The organism is Phaeobacter sp. CECT 5382 (assembly GCF_001457775.1).
Classification (GTDB): domain Bacteria; phylum Pseudomonadota; class Alphaproteobacteria; order Rhodobacterales; family Rhodobacteraceae; genus Pseudophaeobacter.
This window is the reverse complement of record NZ_CYSG01000016.1, coordinates 19,689-36,457: the sequence shown is the minus strand read 5'-3', so window position 1 is coordinate 36,457 and position 16,769 is coordinate 19,689. Positions and strand designations below refer to the sequence as shown.

The 16,769-nt window shown below is 58.1% G+C and carries 19 protein-coding genes; 10 read left to right on the top strand and 9 right to left on the bottom strand.

Annotated features, from left to right (window positions below; translation table 11 throughout):
• Window positions 1–250: 250 nt before the first annotated feature.
• On the bottom strand, window positions 251–1,135 hold the full coding sequence (yghU, locus tag PH5382_RS15295; RefSeq protein ID WP_058335259.1) for a glutathione-dependent disulfide-bond oxidoreductase: 885 nt from the start codon (window positions 1,133–1,135) through the stop codon (window positions 251–253).
• Between the two features lie 305 nt (window positions 1,136–1,440).
• On the opposite strand from yghU, the gene PH5382_RS15290 reads away from it, so the two are divergent.
• A complete protein-coding gene (locus PH5382_RS15290; RefSeq protein WP_058335258.1) occupies window positions 1,441–1,959 on the top strand; it encodes a YHS domain-containing (seleno)protein in 519 nt (172 codons plus the stop codon).
• Between the two features lie 109 nt (window positions 1,960–2,068).
• On the opposite strand, the gene PH5382_RS15285 is transcribed toward PH5382_RS15290, so the two are convergent.
• Window positions 2,069–3,082, bottom strand: coding sequence for a zinc-binding alcohol dehydrogenase family protein (locus tag PH5382_RS15285; protein ID WP_058335257.1), 1,014 nt, complete (start codon window positions 3,080–3,082; stop codon window positions 2,069–2,071).
• Window positions 3,083–3,130: 48 nt separating this feature from the next.
• A complete protein-coding gene (locus PH5382_RS15280; RefSeq protein ID WP_058335256.1) occupies window positions 3,131–3,418 on the bottom strand; it encodes a putative quinol monooxygenase in 288 nt (95 codons plus the stop codon).
• A gap of 94 nt (window positions 3,419–3,512) precedes the next feature.
• Between PH5382_RS15280 and PH5382_RS15275 the strand changes: the two genes are divergently transcribed.
• On the top strand, window positions 3,513–3,914 hold the full coding sequence (locus PH5382_RS15275; protein ID WP_231751901.1) for a winged helix-turn-helix transcriptional regulator: 402 nt from the start codon (window positions 3,513–3,515) through the stop codon (window positions 3,912–3,914).
• A gap of 48 nt (window positions 3,915–3,962) precedes the next feature.
• On the opposite strand, the gene urtE is transcribed toward PH5382_RS15275, so the two are convergent.
• The 5 genes from urtE to urtA all read right to left on the bottom strand — a co-directional run bounded on the left by urtE (window position 3,963) and on the right by urtA (window position 9,989).
• Window positions 3,963–4,658: an urea ABC transporter ATP-binding subunit UrtE gene (gene urtE / locus PH5382_RS15270; RefSeq protein ID WP_058335254.1), complete on the bottom strand. Its 696-nt coding sequence runs from the start codon at window positions 4,656–4,658 to the stop codon at window positions 3,963–3,965.
• 3 nt (window positions 4,659–4,661) lie between these two features.
• On the bottom strand, window positions 4,662–5,411 hold the full coding sequence (gene urtD, locus PH5382_RS15265) for an urea ABC transporter ATP-binding protein UrtD (RefSeq protein ID WP_058335253.1): 750 nt from the start codon (window positions 5,409–5,411) through the stop codon (window positions 4,662–4,664).
• The gene (gene urtC, locus PH5382_RS15260; protein WP_058335252.1) at window positions 5,408–6,637 is read right to left on the bottom strand and encodes an urea ABC transporter permease subunit UrtC; all 1,230 of its coding nucleotides are present in this window, start codon (window positions 6,635–6,637) and stop codon (window positions 5,408–5,410) included. The genes urtD and urtC overlap by 4 nt, the downstream gene beginning before the upstream one ends.
• Window positions 6,638–6,641: 4 nt before the next feature.
• On the bottom strand, window positions 6,642–8,633 hold the full coding sequence (gene urtB, locus PH5382_RS15255) for an urea ABC transporter permease subunit UrtB (protein WP_058335251.1): 1,992 nt from the start codon (window positions 8,631–8,633) through the stop codon (window positions 6,642–6,644).
• 75 nt (window positions 8,634–8,708) lie between these two features.
• The gene (gene urtA / locus PH5382_RS15250) at window positions 8,709–9,989 is read right to left on the bottom strand and encodes an urea ABC transporter substrate-binding protein (RefSeq protein ID WP_058335250.1); all 1,281 of its coding nucleotides are present in this window, start codon (window positions 9,987–9,989) and stop codon (window positions 8,709–8,711) included.
• Window positions 9,990–10,351: 362 nt separating this feature from the next.
• Between urtA and PH5382_RS15245 the strand changes: the two genes are divergently transcribed.
• The 8 genes from PH5382_RS15245 to ureG all read left to right on the top strand — a co-directional run bounded on the left by PH5382_RS15245 (window position 10,352) and on the right by ureG (window position 15,742).
• Window positions 10,352–11,293: an urease accessory protein UreD gene (locus tag PH5382_RS15245; RefSeq protein WP_082645706.1), complete on the top strand. Its 942-nt coding sequence runs from the start codon at window positions 10,352–10,354 to the stop codon at window positions 11,291–11,293.
• Window position 11,294: 1 nt separating this feature from the next.
• A complete protein-coding gene (locus PH5382_RS15240) occupies window positions 11,295–11,597 on the top strand; it encodes an urease subunit gamma (protein WP_058335249.1) in 303 nt (100 codons plus the stop codon).
• A gap of 36 nt (window positions 11,598–11,633) precedes the next feature.
• Window positions 11,634–11,828, top strand: coding sequence for a hypothetical protein (locus PH5382_RS15235; RefSeq protein ID WP_058335248.1), 195 nt, complete (start codon window positions 11,634–11,636; stop codon window positions 11,826–11,828).
• A complete protein-coding gene (locus PH5382_RS15230) occupies window positions 11,825–12,130 on the top strand; it encodes an urease subunit beta (RefSeq protein ID WP_058335247.1) in 306 nt (101 codons plus the stop codon). Before PH5382_RS15235 ends, PH5382_RS15230 begins: the two co-directional genes overlap by 4 nt.
• Before the next feature lie 89 nt (window positions 12,131–12,219).
• Complete coding sequence (ureC, locus tag PH5382_RS15225; protein WP_058335246.1) at window positions 12,220–13,962, top strand: urease subunit alpha; 1,743 nt, start codon at window positions 12,220–12,222, stop codon at window positions 13,960–13,962.
• Between the two features lie 31 nt (window positions 13,963–13,993).
• The gene (ureE, locus tag PH5382_RS15220) at window positions 13,994–14,446 is read left to right on the top strand and encodes an urease accessory protein UreE (protein ID WP_082645705.1); all 453 of its coding nucleotides are present in this window, start codon (window positions 13,994–13,996) and stop codon (window positions 14,444–14,446) included.
• Window positions 14,412–15,083, top strand: coding sequence for an urease accessory protein UreF (locus PH5382_RS15215; RefSeq protein ID WP_231751900.1), 672 nt, complete (start codon window positions 14,412–14,414; stop codon window positions 15,081–15,083). Before ureE ends, PH5382_RS15215 begins: the two co-directional genes overlap by 35 nt.
• Window positions 15,080–15,742 (top strand): urease accessory protein UreG, encoded by a 663-nt coding sequence (gene ureG / locus PH5382_RS15210; protein WP_058335245.1) that lies wholly within the window; start codon window positions 15,080–15,082, stop codon window positions 15,740–15,742. Before PH5382_RS15215 ends, ureG begins: the two co-directional genes overlap by 4 nt.
• Window positions 15,743–15,817: 75 nt before the next feature.
• Here ureG and PH5382_RS15205 read toward each other — a convergent pair whose 3' ends face one another.
• Complete coding sequence (locus tag PH5382_RS15205) at window positions 15,818–16,708, bottom strand: LysR family transcriptional regulator (protein ID WP_058335244.1); 891 nt, start codon at window positions 16,706–16,708, stop codon at window positions 15,818–15,820.
• Window positions 16,709–16,769 lie beyond the last annotated feature (61 nt).

The following is a 16,769-nucleotide window of genomic DNA, read 5'->3' as shown; positions in this document are numbered from 1 at the left end:
GGGCGTGGTTCTCGACAGCCAAATGCTCCCGCCCGTCATCGCCCCTGAAGGGGCTCTTCCCGTTGGGCATGGCGCCACGCGATGCGTGGCGCAGTGGCGCGCTTTGCCAGGGGCATCGCATCTCGGAGGTCTGATTCCAGATTTTGTCTGTCGCAGGGTCTCTGCGGATATCATCGCGCAAACACAAATGGCCCTGCGTCAACACACAGGGCCATACTTCGGGTCATGTCCGAAATTTCCAATCGTTGTGCTAGCTTTCTGTTGGCTCAGCGGCTTCTAGCTTGTCCTGTGTTTTGGTCTCAAAATCACTGGCATCGTGACGCTCGCGCAGCTGCGTGTGCAGCTCGCCAAAGGCGCGGTTTACCATACGGCCGCGGCTGACGGCAGGGCGGGCATCGATGGCCTTGGCCCAGCGCATCACGTTTTTGTAGCTTTCGACGTCAAGGAACTCTGCCGCGCTGTAAAGTCGGCCCAGTACCAGCTGGCCGTACCAGGGCCAGATCGCAATATCGGCAATGCTGTAGTCTTCGCCCGCAATGAATGTGTGGTCCGCCAGTTGCCGGTCGAGCACGTCAAGCTGGCGCTTGGCTTCCATGGCGAAGCGATCAATGGGGTATTCCCATTTTTCCGGCGCATAGGCGTAAAAGTGACCAAAGCCGCCGCCCAGATAGGGTGCGCTGCCCATCTGCCAGAACAGCCAGTTCATCACCTCGGTGCGGGCTGCGCCCTCTTTGGGCAACAAGGCGTCGAACTTCTCAGCCAGATGCACCAGGATCGAGCCGGATTCAAACACCCGCTGGGGAGCATCCCCACTAAGATCGTGCAGCGCCGGGATCTTGGAGTTGGGATTGATCGCCACAAAATCTGAACCGAACTGGTCGCCTTCGCCGATGTTAATCAGCCAGGCGTCATATTCCGCGCCGGAATGGCCCAGTTCCAGAAGCTCTTCGAGCATGACCGTGACCTTAACGCCATTGGGCGTGGCCAGTGAATACAGCTGAAAGGGATGCTTGCCGACTGGCAGCTCCTTGTCGTGGGTGGCGCCGGCAATGGGTCGATTGATCGAGGCGAACTGGCCGCCATTGCCCGGCTCCCAGGTCCAGACCTTTGGCGGGGTGTAAGTTGTGTCACTCATGTGAGGGCCCTGTCTTTGGAGAAGTCTTTTGCAAATCGCGGAGTGAAGAAGGATCATGTCGATCCTGCCGCTGTGGAATATCTCAGATAGGAGCCTTGCTGAAAATTCCAATGACTGGAAGGTCTGTCGTGTTCAAATTTTACGTGATCACGGAAAACGCCGGGTCAAACACAGTGACGTGAGACCTGTTTCGCCACGCAGTGTTACCGAATATTGTCACTAGCAGAGCATACTGCGCATCGGGCGCAGGGCCGTTTTCCTTGGCGCCGATTCCTGCGCCCCGACTGATCTTAGGAGAGAACAACATGAAGCGCTTTGCATTTGCCGCCCTTGCGGCCCTGAGCTTTGGCCTCCCAGCCTTTGCAGGTGAGCAATTTGTCGACCACACCGGCTATGCAGTGTCCGGCTATGATGTCGTCGCCTACCGTGGCCTGGATCAGGTCGCCGTGGGTGAGGCGCAGCCAGCCGGCGTTCCAGGGCGTGCGGATATCACGGCAGAATACAACGGGGCGAAATTTGCCTTCGCCAGCGAAGAGAACCGCGCAAAGTTTCTGGAGAACCCCGCGCATTTTGCCCCACAGTATGACGGGCATTGCGCCTATGGCGTCTCCAAGGGCGGTAAGGTTCCGGGCAACCCGAACCTGTGGCGCATTGTTGATGACAAGCTGTTTTTGAACATTACCAAAAACGTTGTCGGTTTCTGGGAAGAGGATATCCCGGGCAATATCAATCTGGCCGAGGGCAACTGGCCCGGCATTGAGCCAAATGAAGCTTCGGAAAACCCGATCCCGAATTTCTCTTCCAGCGCTCCTGACCAAGGTTAAAGCTGCGGGGTGACCTGCGGCTTCGCGGGTCCCGGAAAAATTGAACTGAAGAGTGTCAGATAGACACTTGGCAGGAGGCCCGTTGGGCCTCCTGTTTCTGTATTACGCTTCAGAAACCTTCTAAGACGAGCTTGCCACGGGCGGCGCCGCTTTCCAGAATGGCATGGGCCTTTTTCAGGTTGTCGGCATTGATCACACCCAGCGTTTCGGTCGCGGTTGAGGAGATCTTGCCCGCATCCAGCAGCTGCGCGGCTTCGTTCAGGATCTCGCCCTGACGCGCCATGTCAGGCGTTTCAAACAGGGGGCGCGTGAACATCAGCTCCCAGTGTGTTGAAACCGCTTTCACCTTGAAGGGCATGATGTTCAGGCTTTCAGGGTCGTCTATCAAGCCGAACCGACCCTGTGGAGCGATGAATTCTGCTGCCTGTTCAACGTATTGGTGGGTGTGGGTGGTAGAGAAGACAAACCCCGGCGCACCAAGGCCCAGGGATTCGATCTGTGGGGTCAGTGGCTTGCTGTGATCAATGACATGATGCGCGCCCAGGGTTTTCACCCAGTCTTTTGTCTCTTCGCGCGACGCGGTGGCGATCACCGTCAGGTCTGTCAGGGCGCGCAGCAGCTGGATGGCGATTGAGCCGACGCCCCCCGAGCCGCCGATGATGACAACCGCATTTGCGGCTCCGGGAACGGGCGTGGCGACACGCAGGCGGTCAAACAGCATCTCATAGGCGGTGAGGGTGGTCAGCGGCAGGGCTGCTGCCTGCGCATCGCTGACAGATTTCGGCGCCTTGCCGACGATGCGCTCATCCACCAGATGGAATTCGGCATTGGTACCGGGGCGATTGATTGCGCCGGCATACCAGACCTGATCGCCGGGTTTGAACAGGCTTGTGTCGTTGCCGACCTCCACCACTTCGCCGACGGCATCCCAGCCCAGAACGGCGGGTTGATCAGTCTCCGGGGGACGGGACTGGCGAATTTTGTAGTCGACCGGGTTCACCGAGACCGCGCGCACCTTGACCAGCAGGTCACGCCCCGTCGGGGCAGGGCGGTCCATGTTCAGATCAACCAATGCATCGGCGCGCTCGATGCTTCCGGTTTCAAAATATCCAACAGCTTTCATAAAGGGATTCCTTGGTTTGCGTCTTGTAGTCTGCAGGTGGGGCAGCGTTCAGTCGGTTTTGGTCATTTCATTGAGGACAAAGGCGTCAACCGCATCCTTTGTGGCCTCAATATAGGCTTTGAGATGCGGCGCGTTCATATGCTGCTGCCACAAGGCGCGGCTTTCCCACTCCTCATAAAAGACAAAGAAATGAGGGTTTTCATTGTCGCTGTGCAGGACGTATTGCAGACAACCTGGCTCCGCGCGTGTAATATCGACCAGCTTGTTCAGCTCTGCACGCACGAAGTCTTCCTTGCCTTCGGTAGCAGTGATTTGTGCCAGAATGGTGAGGGTCATAACAGATTTCTCCTTTGACATTGATCTTGCTGGAAAGCATGTATCTTCAGGAGCAATCTGGGCAATACGCACATAATTGGCAGGTAGGCACGAAATGGATACTGTAAAAGCTATTCCCGCAACGGAGGACGCGATGAAGCCAGATGCGGAGACATCCCTGGCTGGCGCGCAGGCGCGGTTTCCACAGTATAATTGTAGTGCAGGCTGCCCGGTCGAGGCCGGGCTGGAGCAAATCGCTGGCAAGTGGAAGGGGTTGATCATCTATCATCTGCTCAGCGACACTTTACGCTTTAACCAGCTGGCGCGCCGGATGGGCAGCGTCACGCAGCGCAGCCTTACCAAACAGTTGCGCGAGCTTGAGGCGGATGGAATTTTGAACCGCAAGGTATTCCCGGTGGTGCCGCCACATGTGGAATACAGTTTGACGGAAAAGGGCCAGAAGCTGCGCGGTGTCATTGAGGCGCTGCATGCCTGGGGCCGGGAATACAGGCGCTAGGGAAACGGATTTGACCTCAGAGGTTTAGGTCACGAAAGGGTTGATCATTCAGACAGAGACGCCCTTTAGCAGCTCTGCCTTTGTCAGCACGTCCTTTGCCCCCTCAAGCATAACCTCGCCACGGCGCAGAACCACGAATGTATCTGCCAGATCATAGGCAAATTCAAAATATTGCTCCACGAGGATAATCGCCATATCGCCCTGCTTGCGCAGCAGGCGAATGACTTCGCCAATCTGCTGAATGATATTTGGCTGGATGCCTTCGGTCGGCTCGTCCAGAAGCAGGAGTTTGGGGCGGGTGATCAGCGCGCGGGCGATGGCCAATTGCTGTTGCTGGCCGCCGGACAGATCACCGCCGCGCCGCGCCTGCATCTTGTGCAGGACCGGAAACAGTTCAAAGATCTGGTCAGGAATGACATGGTCCTGAGGCGGCAGGCAGGCAAAGCCGGTTTCCAGGTTTTCTCGCACAGTCAGCAGCGGAAAGATCTCCCGCCCCTGCGGCACATAGGCGATGCCCATCTGCGCCAGCTTATGGGCAGGTAGCACCCCGAGATCCTCGCCATCCAGAGACATGGTTCCGCCAGAGCGTGCATGGGTGCCCGAAATCGCCTTGATCAGGCTGGTCTTGCCAACGCCATTGGTGCCCATGACACAGGTCACTTCGCCCTGTTTCGCCTCCAATGAGATGCCATTCAGGATTTGCGAATGCCCATAGTGCAGGGTCAGATTGTCAAGTTTCAGCATGGTTTATCGCCCCAGATAGACATCAATGACTTTTTGGTTCGCAGTCACATGATCCAGACTGCCTTCAGCCAGAACAGAGCCTTCGTGCAGAACTGTCACCTTGCAGTTCAGGCGACGCACGAATTCCATGTCGTGTTCAACAACCACGACGGCGCGGGTCTTGGCAGCCTCCAGCAGGATGTCGGTTGTGTGCTCGCGCTCTTCGGGTGTCATGCCGGCTGCGGGTTCATCGACCAGCAAAAGCCGAGGCTCCTGCGCCAGCAGCATGCCGATTTCCAGCCATTGCTTTTGACCATGGCTCAGCTCGCCTGATTTACGCAGGAGCGCATCCGCCAGACCAACTTGCTGCGCCAGATCTGCGACCTTGGCAAAATCGGTGTCATTTGGCCGGTACATCAGCACGGCCATCCATCCACGTGGTTTCTTTAGCGCCAGCAGCAGGTTTTCCTGCACGGTTTGATCCTCAAACACGGTGGGTTTTTGGAACTTGCGCCCAACACCAGCCTGGGCAATCCGGGCTTCGCTCAGTTTGAGCAAAGATATCGATCTGTCTTCGCTCGTCTTCCAGGTGACGCGGCCTTCATCGGGGCGGGTCTTGCCGGTGACAATATCCATGAACGTGGTCTTGCCGGCCCCGTTTGGGCCAATGACAGCCCGCAGCTCTGCCTTGCCAATGCGAAAGGATAGGTTGTTGATGGCGCGGAACCCGTCAAAGCTGACGGACACGCCGGAAACTTCCAATAGTGGGCTCATTTCAAAGCCTCCTGTTCGCGTAGGGCGCCATCATCGGGGCCAAGATCTGCGCCATGTCGGTCAGGTGTCTGGCGATTGGTCCAATAATCCACCAGACCGCCGATGCCTTTGGGGGCGAACAATGTCACTGCGACAAAGGAAAGCCCCAGCAGGACCAACCACCAATCAACCCACTTGATTGTGTAAAACCCTAGCGAGATGTCGGGGGCTTGGCCGCCAGTGAACCATGTGGACAACAGGCTAACCAACGCGGCTCCGATCACCGCGCCATACAGCCGCCCACGCCCGCCGATTGCGACCAAAACTGCCAGGTAGATCGACGCGATGGGGGCCATCTCTGCTGGATTGATAATCCCCGCCTGCGGATAATACAGCGCCCCTGCGATGGCCGCGATGCAGGCGGTCAGGGTGAAGATCGCCAGCTTGTAGGACACGACCGAATAGCCAAGGAACCGCACGCGGGCCTCATTGTCGCGAATGCCGCGAATGGCAGAGCCGAATTTGCCGGAAACGATCCAGGCGGACAGCAAATAGCCAAGCCCCAGAGCCAGCGCCGAGGCCCAGAGAAACCAGAGCGAGACCGCATCCTGCGAGGCGGAAACTCCTGGCAGGTTCTGCAAACCAGACAGGCCGTTGTTGCCCCGCAAGCCGCTATCGTTCTGAAACAGATATAGCGCCAGCGCCAGGGTCATCGCCTGTGTCAGGATTGACAGATAAACCCCGGTGACCCGGCTACGAAAGGCCAGCCAGCCAAAGACCAGTGCCAGAATGCCGGGTACCAGCAGCACCAGTGCCAGCTGCAAAACCAGACTGTCGGCAAAGATCCAGACCAGCGGGAATTCACTGGATCCAACCACGCCGAAAATCTGGTTGCCGATGGCGTCGACCACCTCGGACTGGGTGGGGGGGATTTCCGATTGCGATAGCGATTGCACCACGATCAGGCGGGTGCGCTCATACATCAGCCACATGCCGATCATATAGCCGCCCAGGCCAAAAAAGGCGAAATGCCCGAGGCTGAGAATTCCTGTAAAGCCCCAGACCAGATCCATCGCAACCGCAATCAGGCACAGACACAGGGTCTTGCCCAGGGTTTTGACAAAACTGGTGGAGATGAGCCCAAGCCCAAGCCCTTCGGACAGCAGGGTCACGCTCAGGGTGAACAGCGCAAGGATTGCAAGAAAGACCAGAACAGACGGGTTTTTGCTGATGAAAGAATGCTGCATGCCCTTAGTCCCCCGCAGCCCGACCTTTGAGGGCTATGATGCCTCTGGGTCGGAACTGAATGAAAATGATGATGAAGACGATCATGTAGGTTTGCGCGGCAAGGGTGTTGGAAGGGTTCAGCCACTCGATCCCTTTTTGCAAAAAGCCCACCATGGCAGCGCCCGCGAGGGTGCCCCAGATATTGCCAACACCGCCGACCACAACGGTCATGAAACTTTGGACGATATAGTCCGACCCCAATTCCGATGTGACCTTGGCAAACAAACCAATCGCCACGCCTGCGACGCCGGCAATGCCTGAACCCAGCCCAAAGGTCAGCATGTTCACCCACCCCGGATTGATCCCCATGGAGGCGGCCATGTTGGGGTTCTGGGTCACCGCACGGGTTTCCAGCCCCAGTCGCGTGCGTTTCATGATGTAGAGGAAAATCCCCAGAAAGATCAGCGCCAGACAGAAGATGGCGATGCGGATGTAGCTGATGGAGACCACGTCATTGAGCGCCCATGCCCCATCCAACCAGCCAGGGGAGGTTAGCGGTCGGGCTTGGGTTCCAAAGATGTTTTTCGCCAGCTGTTGCAGGGCAATGGAAATCCCAAAGGTTGCCAGAAGGGTTTCCAGCGGGCGGGCATAGAGCCAGCGGATCACCAGTCGCTCCATCGCGACCCCGGCGGCAAAGGTGACGGCAAAGGCAGCTGGGATCGCCACGATAATGGACAGTGTGTGATCCGGAATGATCTGCTGCACAACGTAGCCGGTATAGGCCCCCATCATGATGAATTCGCCATGGGCCATATTGATCACCCCCATCACCCCAAAGGTGATAGCGAGACCAATGGCGGCCAGGAAATAGATCGAAGCAAGCGACAGTGCGTCCAGTGTAAGATCAACCGCCTGGTTCAGGCTGACCTTTGCGTCGATGTTGCGCAGTGCTGCAACAGCGGCAGTGGTCACTTTGGGCGAAGGATCGGCGAAGCTGTCAAAAAAGACGTGGCTTTGCAGCGCGGCGGCGACTTGATCGTCGGTTACAAAGGGTGAAACAGCCCCTGAATTTGCCAGGACACTATAGGCCTGCTGTCGGGTGGCGTCATTGTCCAGCTCTGTCACGGCAAAACCGGCAACCTGTTCATCCTTGATATTTGCAGTCAGGGCCGCGCGTATGTCCGCCTGCGTGATGCGCGGCGGTGCCAGTCCTTTGGCAACCAGTAGCTCATAGGCTTGGGCCTGTGAAAACCCGTCCTGCCCTGGGGTGAGCACCGCTGCGACATTGGCCGTTTCGGGCCGCGCGGCGGGGAAAGTGCCAGCGACGACATTTCTGGTGGTGGCGACAAGTGGGTTCAGGGTGGCGCGCAGATCTACGCCGAGACCCCCGGACATATCGCTGATGGCCGCGATACGCGCCTGGGTGTCGCTGTCATAACCAATGGTCATCAACCGTTCCAACCGCTGTTTCTGTGCCTTCAATCCTGCATCCGGCTCAGCAGGGATCGAGGCCCGCAGGGGGGCGAGGAGCGTGGCGTCGGGGTCTCTTTGCAGCGAGGTCAGCGCGTCCTGGCGACGGGCTGGGTCTGGATCGCTCAGCTGAAACCTGACCAATGCGGTGGCGATCAGTGCCCGTACACCGCTGTTGGGTTTCAGTTGCTTTACTTCGGCCTTGGGAAGCGCTCCCAGAACAGCGCCACCGTCGAAATCGGTCAGTTCGATCAAACCATTCTCTGTTGGGGCACCGATAAAGAACTGCAGATCGGATTTGCGCATCCACATCTTTTTTTCGGCCCAGACCTGCAGCACGGTCTGCGCCTGTTCAAGCCCGCTGTTGGCAATCGCATCAATCGCAGGCGCAATTGTTTTGCGTGAGCTTTTGGCGATCAGTGCCTGATGCTCCTGCAAAACGGCCTGAATCGCAGGCCCCTGTCGTACCTCCTGTCGTACCTCCTGCGCGGTGGCCATCAGGCAGGACAAAAGAATTGCGAGACCCGCAAAAAGTAGGTTTTTCATATCAGGACGTTCCGCAGGTCAAAAACGGGAGAGGGCCAGCCCGGCCCTCTCCGAAGGTTGTAAAGGAAAGTCGGATCAGTAGTTCGACAGCGTCTGAACGCAGGTCTTGGTTTCGGTATTGTACATACCGCAGCCCAGATCTTTCCAATCAGACACCAGAACCGCAGATTCCGGCAGGAAATCGGTCCAGGCATCGCCGGGAACCTCGGTGGTCTGGCTGATGATGTCAAACTGGCCGTCCGCCTGGATCTCGCCGATCAGAACCGGCTTGGCCAGGTGGTGGTTGGGCAACATCACAGCGGTGCCGCCAGTCAGGTTCGGGTATTCTTGCCCGTACATGGCGGTACGCACGGCATCGACCTCGACACTGCCAGCTTCGGTGGCGGCATTCAGCCACATGTTGAAGCCGATGAAATGCGCTTCCATCGGATCATTGGTGACGCGTTCCGCCCCCATGGTGGTTTTCCAGGTGTCGACAAATGAGGCGTTGATCTCTGTGTCGGCAGATTGGAAGTAGTTCCAGGCCGCCAGGTGTCCCTCCAGATTGGCAGTATCCAGCCCCGACAGTTCTTCTTCACCAACAGAGAAGGCAACGACTGGAATGTCATCCGCCGAAATACCAGCTGCGGCCAGCTCCTTGTAAAAGCCGATATTGGCATCGCCGTTGATGGTGGAAATCACCCCGACCTTTTTGCCATCCGCACCCAGTGCCACAACGTCTGCCACGATCTTGGACCAGTCAGAGTGTCCAAAGGGAGTGTAGTTCACAAAGATATCGGCATCGGCAATGCCGTTGGATTTCAGATAGCTTTCAAGGATATTGTTTGTGGTGCGTGGGTAGACGTAGTCGGTGCCGAGCAGGGCGAATTTTTCAACCCCCAGCTCTTCGAGGAAGTAATCCGTCGCCGGGATGGCCTGCTGGTTGGGCGCCGCACCAGTGTAGAACACGTTCTTGGAGCTTTCTTCGCCCTCGTATTGCACCGGGTAAAACAGCAGGCCGTTCAGCTCTTCGATTACTGGCAGCACGGATTTACGGCTGACAGAGGTCCAGTTGCCAAAGATCACGTCGACCTCATGCACGGACAGCAGCTCGCGGGCTTTTTCTGCAAACAGCGGCCAGTCAGAGGCCGGGTCAACCACAACCGCCTCAAGCTGTTTGCCAAGCAGGCCGCCCTTGGCGTTTTGCTGTTCGATCAGCATCAGCATGGTGTCTTTCAGCGTGGTCTCGGAAATGGCCATGGTGCCGGACAGCGAATGCAGCACGCCTACCTTGATGGTGTCTTCTGCGGAAAGGGCCGCCGTGGCCAATGAGGCAAAAACCATTGAGCCTGCCAGAGTGGATTTCAGAAAGTTCATGTTGTTCTCCCTGCGGGCTCCCGGTGGGAAGGGCTTGCACAGCAGTGCCCACTTCCCTTACCTGATCCCGCAACTTCGTGTTGCAAACCGTGTGGCGGCCGTCTCGAGGTCCAATCGTCTGGTCGTCACACACCCCCGTTTTCAGACATCCTGTTTTCAGACACCCTGTCCCCGGCAAGTTCCTCATCGTTTCTTGCGGGGGAGCTTTTTGGCAAATCTGCCAAGGGGGATTTTCACAAATAGCTGCGCTATGCCTTTTTTTTCAGCGCAAACGACTGGCGGCGGGCGAAATTTAGGCGCCGCAGTGGCCTGTGATGCAAAAACAGGCGAATTTTGTGGTGGGCAGGCCTTGTGAGAGCAAAATGCAAAGGCATTTGGCGCAACCCGAGGATATCCCGATTACCCAGCAGTTCAGTATAATTGCTACGCGGCCCGTGCTGCCGCAGCCGCCACAGCCGAGAGCGCGCGGTCGGTTGCATGTCAGCACCAAGCGGGCAGGCCAGCGCAGCGTGCTGGACGCTCTGCATCAATCGGGATCTGCGAAATGCCTGTTTCCGCGGTCGCCGGGACGCAGTGCTGATAGTGCTGCCCATGATAGTGCTGCCCATACCGGTGTCGCCTATGCTGGTGCGCTGGAGGCGGTTTTTCTGAATACTGCTGGGGGCATTACCGGCGGCGATCAGTTTTCATTTTCTGCGCAGGCAGCCGCTCACACGCAATTGACCATTACCACACAGGCCTGCGAGCGGGCCTACAGGGCGCAACCGGACGAGACAGGTGAGATCAGAACCGATTTGCGTGTTGCAGCAGGAGGGAGACTGAACTGGCTGCCGCAGGAAACCATTCTGTTTCAAGGCTGCGCAGTTGATCGGCGCCTGGATGTCGATCTGGAGGCAGGTGCAGAGTTTCTGATGGTCGAGCCGCTGGTTTTTGGGCGCACCGCCATGGGCGAGATCCTGACGCAGATCGATTTTCGCGACCGGATCGAGATCCGACGCAGAGGGCTGCCGTTGGTTCTGGATGCCATGCAGCTGTCAGGCAATGTCGCGGATCACTTGCAAAAGCCCTTTATCGCAGGCGGAGCGGGGGCCATGGCACTGGTCGTCTACGTTGCCCCGGATGCGGCAGCGCATCTTGACAGCATCCGCCGCCAACTCCCCGAGACGGGTGGGGCAAGCCTGCTGCAGGAAGATGTGCTGATCCTGCGCCTGCTGGCGCCGGATAGCTTTTTGCTGCGCCAGACCCTTATGCCTGTTCTGAAACGCCTAAATGGCGCCTTCCTTCCCCGATGCTGGATGACATGACATGAACCTCACGCCCCGAGAAAAAGACAAACTGCTGGTGGCTATGGCTGCTGAAGTTGCCCGCAAACGACTGGCGCGCGGCGTCAAGTTGAACCACCCCGAGGCCATCGCCCTGATCACGGATGCCGTGGTCGAAGGCGCGCGGGACGGCCGTTCCGTGGCCGAGATGATGGAGGTTGGCGCGCAGGTGGTGCGGGCCGATCAGTGCATGGAGGGGATCGCTGCGATGATCCATGACGTGCAGGTCGAAGCGACCTTTCCGGACGGCACCAAACTTGTCACGGTTCACAATCCGATCCGCTGATCCTTCCGCTGACCTATTCGAAAAAGGAGAAACCTCATGACTTCACGATTTATCCCTGGAACAGCCCTGGGAGCCACCCTGATTGCGACTGCACTGCTGGCCACACCAGCTTTGGCCCATACCGGAACGCACCTTCATCCGCATGGTGCCGAAACACCCTGGGGGCTGGTTCTACTTGCCGGATTAGCGGTGGCTGCGGTTGCTGGGGTTCTGGCCCTGCGCGCCAGATGATCCCTGGCGAGCTGTTCCCGGCCGAGGGCCAGCTGACCTTGAATGCAGGGCAGGCGCAAACCGTTTTGATGGTTGCCAATACGGGTGACCGCCCCGTGCAGGTCGGCAGCCACTATCATTTTGCCGAAGCCAATGGGGCGCTGGACTTTGACCGAGCAAAGGCCCGTGGCCTGCGGCTGGATATCGCGCCGGGGACTGCGGTTCGGTTTGAGCCGGGCCAGCGCCGCGAAGTCCGTCTTGTTCCGATTGGCGGCGCGCGGCGGGTCTTTGGCTTCAACCAGGCCGTCATGGGCTCGCTCTGATCCCTTAGCTGTTGCGCGGTGTCACTGGTGAACCCCTGTTGCGGTGAACACCTGCTGCGCTGCCAGCTCCAAATTCAAAGGACCTTTTCATGCCCGCCCAGATTGATCGCGCAGACTATGCCGCCATGTTTGGCCCCACCACCGGTGACCGGCTGAGGCTGGCCGATACGGATCTGATAATCGAGGTTGAGCGCGACCTGACCGCAGACCTGGCCGCCGGGGCGGGCAATGCACCGCGCTATGGCGAAGAGGTCAAATTCGGCGGTGGCAAAGTGATCCGCGATGGTATGGGCCAAAGTCAGGCAACCCGTGCCGAAGGCGCGGTTGATACGGTCATTACCAATGCGTTGATCGTTGACCACTCTGGGATTTACAAGGCGGACGTCGGCCTCAGATCGGGGCGCATCCGTCAGATCGGCAAAGCGGGCAATCCGGACACTCAGCCAGGGGTGAATATCATCATTGGCCCCGGCACCGAAGTCATTGCTGGCGAGGGCCGCATTCTGACGGCCGGGGGGTTTGACAGCCATATCCACTTTATCTGTCCGCAGCAGATCGACGATGCATTGCATTCCGGCCTGACCACCATGCTGGGTGGTGGCACCGGCCCGGCCCATGGCACATTGGCGACGACCTGTACGCCGGGGCCTTGGCATATGGGACGGATGTTACAGGCGGCGGATGCATTCCCAATGAACATGGCCTTTGCAGGCAAGGGCAATGCCTCGCTGCCTGCCGCCCTCGAAGAGCAGGTGCTGGGCGGCGCCTGCGCGCTGAAACTGCACGAAGACTGGGGCACCACACCGGCCGCCATTGATTGCTGTCTGTCGGTGGCCGATGACATGGACGTGCAGGTGATGATCCACACCGACACGCTGAATGAAAGCGGCTTTGTGGAAAATACCGTGGCCGCCATGAAGGGGCGCACCATCCACGCCTTCCACACCGAAGGGGCCGGCGGTGGCCATGCCCCTGATATCATCCGCATCTGTGGCGAAGAGCACGTGCTGCCCTCATCGACCAACCCGACGCGGCCCTTTACGGTGAACACCCTCGAAGAACACCTGGACATGCTGATGGTCTGCCATCATCTGGACAAATCCATCCCCGAAGACGTCGCCTTTGCCGAAAGCCGCATTCGCCGCGAGACCATTGCCGCCGAAGACATCCTGCACGACATGGGCGCCTTTTCGATCATCGCCTCTGACAGTCAGGCGATGGGGCGCGTGGGCGAGGTCTTGATCCGCACCTGGCAGACCGCTGACAAGATGAAAAAACAACGCGGGCGCCTGTCGGAGGAAGCTGGTGAAAATGATAATTTCCGCGTTCGCCGCTACATCGCCAAATATACCATCAACCCGGCCATCGCGCATGGGATCTCGCATGAAATCGGTTCTGTCGAGGTGGGAAAACGCGCGGATCTGGTCCTGTGGAACCCGGCCTTTTTTGGGGTGAAGCCTGAAATGGTGCTGCTCGGCGGGACAATCGCCATGGCGCAGATGGGCGATCCCAATGCCTCTATCCCGACACCGCAACCGGTCTATTCGCGGCCGATGTTCGGCGCATTCGGGCGCTCGGTTGAAAACTCTGCTGTTACTTTTGTCAGTGCGGCAGCACAGGATGCAGGCATCGGCGCGCGTCTGGGGCTGGCAAAGCAGACCGTGGCCGTGCGCAACACCCGCGGTATCGGCAAATCGGATCTGTTGCTGAACAATGCGACACCGGACATCGAAGTGAACCCGGAAACCTATGAGGTGCGCGCGGATGGCGAATTGCTGACCTGCGAGCCCGCTGAGGTATTGCCCATGGCGCAGCGCTATTTCATGTTTTGATACCCGTTTTCTGATCAGAAAAGAGACCCGGATGACCGAAGAAGCCAAAATTGCCCGCGCCTATCATGATCACGGCCATGGCCGAGAATTTGCCCGCATTTCATTGGATTACGATGCCAGATTCTTGCGCCGCAAAATGCTGCAGTGCGATGATGGGCAGTCTCTGTTGGTGGATCTGCCTCAAACCACCTCGCTGAACCATGGGGGCGTGCTGGTGCTGGATGATGGATCCGAGATTTCCATCATTGCCGCCCCCGAAGAGCTGCTGGAAGTCACCGGCGACGCCCTGGCCCGGATTGCCTGGCATATTGGCAATCGCCACACGCCCTGCCAGATCGAAGACACCCGTCTGTTGATCCAGCGCGACCATGTGATCCGCGACATGTTGGGCAAGATCGGCGCGCAGGTGCGCGAAGTGGTGGAGCCCTTTACCCCCGAAGGGGGCGCCTATGGTCATGGTCGTACGCATTCTCATGCCCACTGAAAAAGATATCCTGACGCTGGCACAGTGGTTTTCACCCGGATTCCCGGTCGGCGCCTATGCCTATTCTCATGGGCTTGAGTGGGCCGTGGAAGTGGGGGACGTCTGCGATGCGGTGTCTGCGCAGCAGTGGATCAGTGATGTTTTGCAACATGGGACTGGCCGCAATGACTGCCTGTTGTTGGCAGCAGCCTATCGGGCTAAAACTGCTGACGCACTAGCTCAAGTCGATGCAACCAGCCGGGCCTTTGCGCCATCGCGCGAACGGCTGAAAGAAGCCGATCTGCAGGGCAGTGCCTTTTGTCAGGCGGTCGCTGCGATCTGGGAGGCAGAGTTAAAAGCGCTTTCCTATCCGGTTGCGGTGGGGCGCGCCGCGCGGTTGCAGAGGCTGCCGCTCGGGCTGACAACGCAGATGTATTTGCAGAGCTTTGTTAGCAATCTTGCTGCGGCGGCGATGCGGCTGGTGCCTTTGGGGCAGACCGAAGGCCAGCGCATGATCGCTGCCCTGATGCCGCAGGTTCGCGACGTCGCCACTGACACACTGAGCCAGGGGTTGGATGCGCTCGGGGCAAGCAGTTTTTTGTCGGATATCGCGTCCATGAAACACGAAACACAATATTCAAGGATCTTTCGCACATGACCTCTATGAATGGCCCGTTGCGCGTGGGGATCGGTGGTCCCGTCGGCGCTGGCAAGACAACACTGACTGCGGCGCTTTGCGAAGTGCTGCGTGATCGGCATTCCATTGGTGTGATCACCAATGACATCTACACGCAGGAAGATGCAGAGGCCCTGATGCGGTTGCAGGTGCTGCCTCAGGACCGGATCATCGGCGTCGAGACCGGCGGCTGTCCGCATACAGCCATTCGCGAAGACGCCTCGATCAATCTGGCCGCAGTTTCCGAGATGGTCGACCGGCACCCGGATGTCGAAATCGTGCTGATCGAAAGTGGCGGTGACAATCTGTCTGCTACCTTTAGCCCCGAGCTGGCCGATGTGACGCTCTATGTCATCGACGTGGCAGCGGGCGAGGAAATCCCGCGCAAAGGCGGTCCGGCGATTACAAAATCCGATATCCTGATCATCAACAAAACCGATCTGGCCCCCCACGTCGGAGCCTCGCTGGAGGTGATGACACGCGATGCTACAAAGATGCGGCGGGGGCGTCCTTTTGTGTTTTCCTCTCTGCGCAATCGGCAGGGTGTCGAGGAGATCGCAGAGCTGCTTGCCAAGATCGGCGGATTCTCCTTTCCCCCAAGCCAAATCTCAAGCCAAACCCCGGCTCAAGCCCTGGCTTAAATCCTGGCTTAAACTCCGGCCGGATCCTTTGTGGCAGCCTCGATGGCCTAGGCAAGAGACTGCCCGCTAGTCGCACTAATTACGGCGAAAACGGTCGGCGAGAAAGTTCACAAAAGCGCGTGTTTTTGGTGGAAGGTTGCGTTTTCCAGCAAAGACGGCCGCGACGTCGGCGTGTTTTTGAACATAGTCCGGAAACAATCGGATCAGCGCGCCTGAGTTGATTTTGTCTGCAACCAGGTAGGTTGACAGCCGCGCGATCCCCAACCCGGCGAGGGCGGCCTTGAAAACCGCATCGGCGCTGTTCCCTTCAAAATTTCCAGTAGCATCGACCCGGTGTTCAACCCCGTCCAGCTCTGCCTGCCAAGCGTTTCTGCCCACAACATTCGATGTGCGCAGACAGTTGAAATTGGCCAAGTCATCAAATGATTTGGGGACGCCGTGGCGGTTGAGAAAGGCAGGAGATGCGCAGATAATACGTTCATTTGACATGATTTTTTTGGCGATAACATGCTGGTTAGTCAATTGTTCGGCAAAGCTAACCGCGACATCAAAACTCTCCTCTTCCAGATCGACCTTGCGATCGGTCAACTCGAGCGAGACTGTGATTTCGGGATGCATTTCCAGAAATTCCGGCAAAGATTTTATCAGCTGAGATTTACCGAAGGCCACGCTGCAGGCGACGCGCAAAATGCCTTTGGGTTGGCCTTTCAGGCTGGAGATATGTTCTTCCGCCTGACCGAATGTATCGGCAAGGGCACGGCACTTTTCGTAGTATTCCCGGCCTTCATCGGTCAGCGAGACGCCGGATTTGGTCCGATGTAACAGGCGGTGACCAACGTGGTCTTCGAGATGTCCGATCTGCTTGCTGACTGCCGAAGGTGTCTGCCCGCTCAGCCGGGACGCGGCGGAAAGACTGCCCATTTCGACAACCTTCACGAAGGTGAGCATCTGTGAAGGTACATCCATTTTGCTGCTATCCTTTCCTGTTCGGCAAGACCCCTATGCGAATTGAGAGACTAGGACGTTC